The sequence below is a fragment of the Bacteroidales bacterium genome (genome assembly GCA_018334875.1).
In the GTDB taxonomy this organism is placed as follows: domain Bacteria; phylum Bacteroidota; class Bacteroidia; order Bacteroidales; family UBA12077; genus JAGXLC01.
Map to the genome: position 1 here is coordinate 1 of JAGXLC010000271.1, position 5,722 is coordinate 5,722.

General features: G+C 43.4%; 3 protein-coding genes. All 3 read right to left on the reverse strand.

Going from position 1 to position 5,722, the window contains the following annotated elements:
• Positions 1-507: TIM barrel protein (locus KGY70_16145; protein MBS3776729.1), on the reverse strand; the 507-nt coding region annotated here is incomplete at its 3' end.
• A gap of 102 nt (positions 508-609) precedes the next feature.
• Complete coding sequence (locus KGY70_16150; GenBank protein MBS3776730.1) at positions 610-2,379, reverse strand: RagB/SusD family nutrient uptake outer membrane protein; 1,770 nt, start codon at positions 2,377-2,379, stop codon at positions 610-612.
• A gap of 84 nt (positions 2,380-2,463) precedes the next feature.
• Positions 2,464-5,722, reverse strand: a 3,259-nt coding sequence (locus KGY70_16155) for a TonB-dependent receptor (GenBank protein MBS3776731.1), incomplete at its 5' end; no start/stop codon positions are given.

Consider the following 5,722-nt stretch of genomic DNA (forward strand, 5'->3'; position numbering starts at 1 on the left):
ATAATCAACTCCTTCATGCTCATAACCGGTGAATATCCGCACCATATCCGTTCCCAGATCGCGGGCCAGCTTGGCAATTTCTCCCACGTAACTTGCCTGTATCTCCACGTTGGGTATTCCTGGTTTATCCACACCTGCTGTAAAGTCGGTATAACCTGCCAGGCCTACCAATTCAAGACCCAACTCATCGATCCTTTGCTTAAGCTGTTCGCGTTCGGCTTCATTATAATCGAATGGTGAAACATGAGGCCTTTTGGCCACCAGCATCACGCCGTCGAAACCCAATTCTTTGGCCTTAACCAAAAACTCATCAACCGTGAGCTGGGCCTGTCCCCGCCAAACTCCGGCATAACTGACCGAGTGCAGGCAGGTTTTGACCTCAAAATCTTCGGGATTGCCGGTGGGGGTGTCTTGGGATAGAGATGTTTGAGAGTTGAACAACAAATAAATAAGGAAAATTAAAAATAAAGGGAAGCATTTCTTTTCAAAAAATTTTAATGAATTCATAGATAGTATACATTTTAAATTTTTAAACATAAAAAAATAACCATCGACCAGCATTTTAGACTTAATTTAACTGATCCATGGTTATCTTTTTAGCCTTTTAAATTATTTATAAGCAGGACTTTGCTTAATCACATCAGGTTGATTCTCGATAGGATCTAAAGGAATGGGAAAATACCTGTCTTCTTCGTTGAAGGTAGTTCCCTTAAGAAGCGGTCTCCATTGCGAATCTTTTTCTATATAATTATTTAACTCTTCTTCCATATCAAGAACACCAGCTTTATCCCAACGTCTCAAATCGAAAAAGCGAAGGCCAAATCCTGCGGTTTCAAGCAGGGTTTCTGTCCGGATCGCCCTCCAGGCTTCTTCTTTGCTGCTAAAATCATCATAGGTATCAATATGATAATTTGCAGCGGGTTCGTCCCCGTTAACATCGGGATCTTCTCCGGTAAATGTATAAGTATTGCATTTACCCATTACTACATGGTTATCGGCACGTCGCCGCAGTTTATTCACATATTCGGTAGCTTCTGAAAGATTACCTTTTCTTGTTTCCACTTCAGCTTTCCATAAATAAACATGACCCAACCGATATTTACGGTAATTCTGGGTACTTAAGCCACCCCACATCGCAGAAGGCCTATTTTTTCCGGTTTGTTCATCATAGAACATATGCTTTTTGGAATGAAAGACTCCTCCAAAGTCGGGTGATCTCACCCATGCAGCACCCGGATGAACTCCCCAATCCAGAAAGGGGATGCCCCGTCTGCCAACTGTCCAGTCTAATCTGGGATCTACAGGATGATCCGAGGGGATGAATTCAACGTTAGAAGGTATGCCATAGGAATTTTTGAAGAAGTTCTCATCCCAATTTTCTTCAGGAAGACCTTCTTCATTAACTTTAAAGGCATTAACAGCATGAAGAGAAATTTTGTAGTGGCCCCAGCCACCTAAACCTTGCGGAAGAAGCCCCATAGCCGTACAAAAGGAATTCGCATTCGTTCCTCCTGTAGGAGAAGCAGCAGACTGAATCTCAAAGATTGATTCCTTATTGTTATTATGGGCTATATCATAATTCCAGTAAAAATGCTCTACCAATTCAGCACCACTATTATTTATAATATCATTAATAAGTGGTTCGGCGGCGTCGTAATCTGCCTGCATCAGATGAGCCCGTGCAAGGACTGCTTCTGCAGCATATTTATCAATTCTCCCAACCTGATCCTGTTCTTCCGGAAGATTATTCATGGCATACCGTAGGTCGCCTTCGATCAATGGCCACACATCAATCTTCTCATTATCAGATGTCATATTGGGCACTTTGGAAGGTTTTTCCATCTGCTCTTCCGTATAAGGCATGTCATCAACCGGGTTTTCTAAATTCCTGGTGATATAAGGAATGTAGTCAAAAACGATCTTAAGGCTATAATGTAACCATCCCCTTATGAAACGAGCTTCCGCTTTCATTTCAGTTACCTGGTCATCGGGTATCTCATCTGAAGCCTTATTAATTATTTCCAACGCCTTATTAGCACGGGAAATTCCATCATAATTCTGGTCCCATTTAGATTCTATTGCTTGGTTGGAAGGTAGGGCTTCATACTGTTCAAATATCCACATCTCGGGATGATCGCCTTTGGCCGAACCTGTGTTGGCATCATCGGCAGCAATAGATCCATAAAGCCGGGTATCCGTTCCGGCCCACATAGAGCCATAACAACTATTCGGAGATCCATTTAGTGCTGCATAAGCACCCGCCAATAGTCTTTCCGCTCCATCGCGGTTGGCTAAGACATCCTCTGTTACCTCACCGGGTGGCTGTTTTTCATAAAATTCTTCTTCACATGATGTACCCAAAAATATCAGGATACTCATAATCAAAGTTGCAAATAGCCAACTTTTATCTTTTAATATATTAAGCTTTATATGTTGCATAATCAGAGTTTTTATTATTAAAATTTACATATTCACATTGATACCAAACATGAACTGTTGGGGAACAGGCCATGATCCCCGATCCTGTCCCAGATTCATGCCCTGGGTATAAACCTCGGGATCCAACCCGGAGTACCCTGTAATGGTAAACAAATTGGTAGCCCGGGCATAAATTCGGACTCTATTCATATCCAACCTATTGGTAAGGTTATCGGGTAAATTATAACCTATTTCCAGGTTGTTCATACGCAGGTAAGATCCATCCTCAACAAAATAGGTAGAGGGTCTTTGACTTTTTGAATCTTCCGGTTCATACTTGGGCATCTTTGCATTTTCATTGTTATCCAGATAAGGGCTGCCCCATGATTCGTAGAGGGTCCGATGAGAACGACCGCCCTGGAACATATGGAAATCCAGGAATCTCCTGGCATAATTGACAATATCATTTCCATAGCTTGAATATAATCCGGAACGGAGGTCAAAATTCCCATATCTCAGAGTAATATTTAAACCCGCTGTAAAATCAGGATGGGGGCTTCCTATATAGGTTCGGTCATCTTCGTCTATAATCCCATCTCCATTAACGTCCTTGTATTTGAACCTTCCAGCCTCGTTGTAAGTTCCCGTTTCACCAAACGCATTGGGATGATTTGCGGCCTCCTCTTCAGATTGGAAAATGCCTTCTACCACATAACCATAAAATTCGGGAAACTCCGTCCCCTCTTCTGCTCTGGCATACCTCATATGCCGGAGTGAACTTGACCATATTTTTTCACCTGCAGTCCCTGTCAGCTTCTCAATTTCATTTTTGTAATGAGAAACATTCAATGAAATGTCATAAGTAAAATCTCCCTGGCTTTCCGGGCTGGTCAGATTCAATTCAACATCCATACCTCTGTTATTCATTTCAGCAACATTAATGGAAGGGATATCTGCAGAACCTTCCACTGCAGGTATGGTAGCAGGATACAACATATCCGATGTATTCTTTTCCCATACATCAATATTTATATCAAGCACCTCAAATACGGTGGCCTGAAGACCGAGATTTATGGTTTCGGTAGTTTCCCACCTGGCTTCCGGGTTACCGAAAGCTTCCGCCTGAATACCGGGATAACCGCCTACATTGCTACCGGTCCAGGGGTATACAGCAGAATAGGAACTCATACTGTAGGTAGTAAAACCATTGTAATTACCGATTCGGTCATTACCGACCAAACCCCAGCCTCCGCGGATTTTAAGAAAATCCAGCCAGGGAGCGGTTCCATCCATGAATGATTCCTCAGTTACCCGCCAGCCTAGTGAGAATGCGGGGAAATTCCCGTAGCGGTTCTCACTACCAAAACGGGAGGAACCATCACGCCGGAATGTGGCATTCAGTATGTATCTGTCTCCATATTGATAATTTAAACGGGTAAACATGGAGAAAGTGGACCAGGAAGAATAACTCCCTGAATTAGATTCAGACTCAGCACCTGAATTGAGCACCATATAAGAAGTAGCTGGTTCTAATTCCGGGGAAAAGTAGGCCTGTCGGTTGCCGGAGAGATAGTAATACAGATTCTCCACAGCTTCGGTTCCTGCCATCAGATCCAACCGATGCACCCCGCCAATTTCAGTGGTATAATTAAGCGTATTGGACCAGTTCCAGTTGCGGCTTTCATTGGAGTATCTACCTACACTTTCATTCTTGGAAGCTTCGGTATTTTCCCTGTCTCTGTATCCATACCACTTTGAGTTAGACATATTATACTCAAAACCCAAAAGTGACTTAAAAGACAATCCTTCAATAATATTTGCCTGAACATTAAAATTGCCATTGGCAGTTAAATCCCGGTCAAAGTTATTCCGGTCACGGTAAAGGGTGGCCAGTGGATTGTGCGCATTACCGGTTTCCGGTACTTTACTGCCCATAAAATTCCCCTTGACATCATATACCGGAATAATGGGCTGAGCACGGTAACACCAGGCAATTATTGAGCCTTCACCACCTCTGGCATCTTTTGATCCTACATCTTCTGAATAGGTTGCCTTTAATCTTTCACCTACAGTTAACCAGTCCGTTAAATCATGATCGGCATTAAGTCGCAGGTTAAACCTTTCAAAATCCGAATATTTAACATAAGCCTCCTCTTTCAGATAACCTGCCATAGCACCGAAATTGGTAGTTTCAGAGCCACCTTGGATACTTAAATTGTATTTTTGATACAAACCATTCCGGGTAACAACATCAAACCAATCTGTGCCCGGTACACTGGCTTTTGATATAAGATGCGTGCCATCGCCGTCTTCATCGCTCTGACGGCGGTCATAATTGTTCTCAATGTAGTCATCATCAATCATATTGGGATCGGCGCGAGGCGGAACAACATACTCGGGAATGTCGGGCTCGTCTCCAGAGCCATAAAGCACATGTGATATATCTTCCACGCCTGCATTTCTTTGTTCCAGCCAAACCAATTCTGCATATTCCCGTGTATTCAGCATATCATAGAATTCTTTGGCACGGTTCATTCCATGGTTAGCAGTGAAGTTAATCTGCGTTTCGGTATTTTTCTCTCCGGATTTTGTGGTTACAAGAATTACACCACCGGCACCCCGGGCGCCATAAATGGCAGTGGCAGAAGCACCTTTTAACACTGAAATACTCTCTATTTCCTCAGGTTGCGCTTCACCCCCGGGTACCCCATCAACAACCCATAAAGGATCATTGTTGTTTATGGTGGTCATTCCGCGTATCCGAATATCAGAACCACCACCAGGCACAGGGGATTTTCTAACTGTAACACCACTTAACTTTCCCTGTAATGCCTGCCCTGTTGATATTTCGGGAACATCGGCAAGGTCTTCCGAACTTACCGTGGATACGGCACCGGTTACCTGTTCTCGGGTTTGTGTACCATAACCTACAGCTACAACTTCTTCCAGCTCGGTTACGGCTTGTTCCATTTCAATATTGATCTCCTGACGGCCGTTGATTTCAACGCTTTGCTCCTGATATCCGACAAAAGAGAATATCAGTGTGGCATCTGCAGGAGCTTCAAGGGTATAGTCACCCTCCATATCTGTTGTAGTTCCTGTGGTAGTTCCCTCCACAACAATATTAACACCCGGCAATGGATCCCCGGTTCGGGCATCGGTGACAGTACCGTTTACTTCAATTTGCTGTTGACGGGTATTATCTGAAAGGACTTCATTTTCGTCGTTCGAAAAATCCGACTCGGCTGATGTTGTTAACGGATTACATAAAAACAATCCGAACATTAAAACAAACAACACCCTC

Excerpts from the sequence above, each read along its gene's own strand:
- KGY70_16150 (MBS3776730.1), bottom strand. The coding sequence starts at position 2,379 with ATGAGTATCCTGATATTTTTGGGTACATCATGTGAAGAAGAATTTTAT.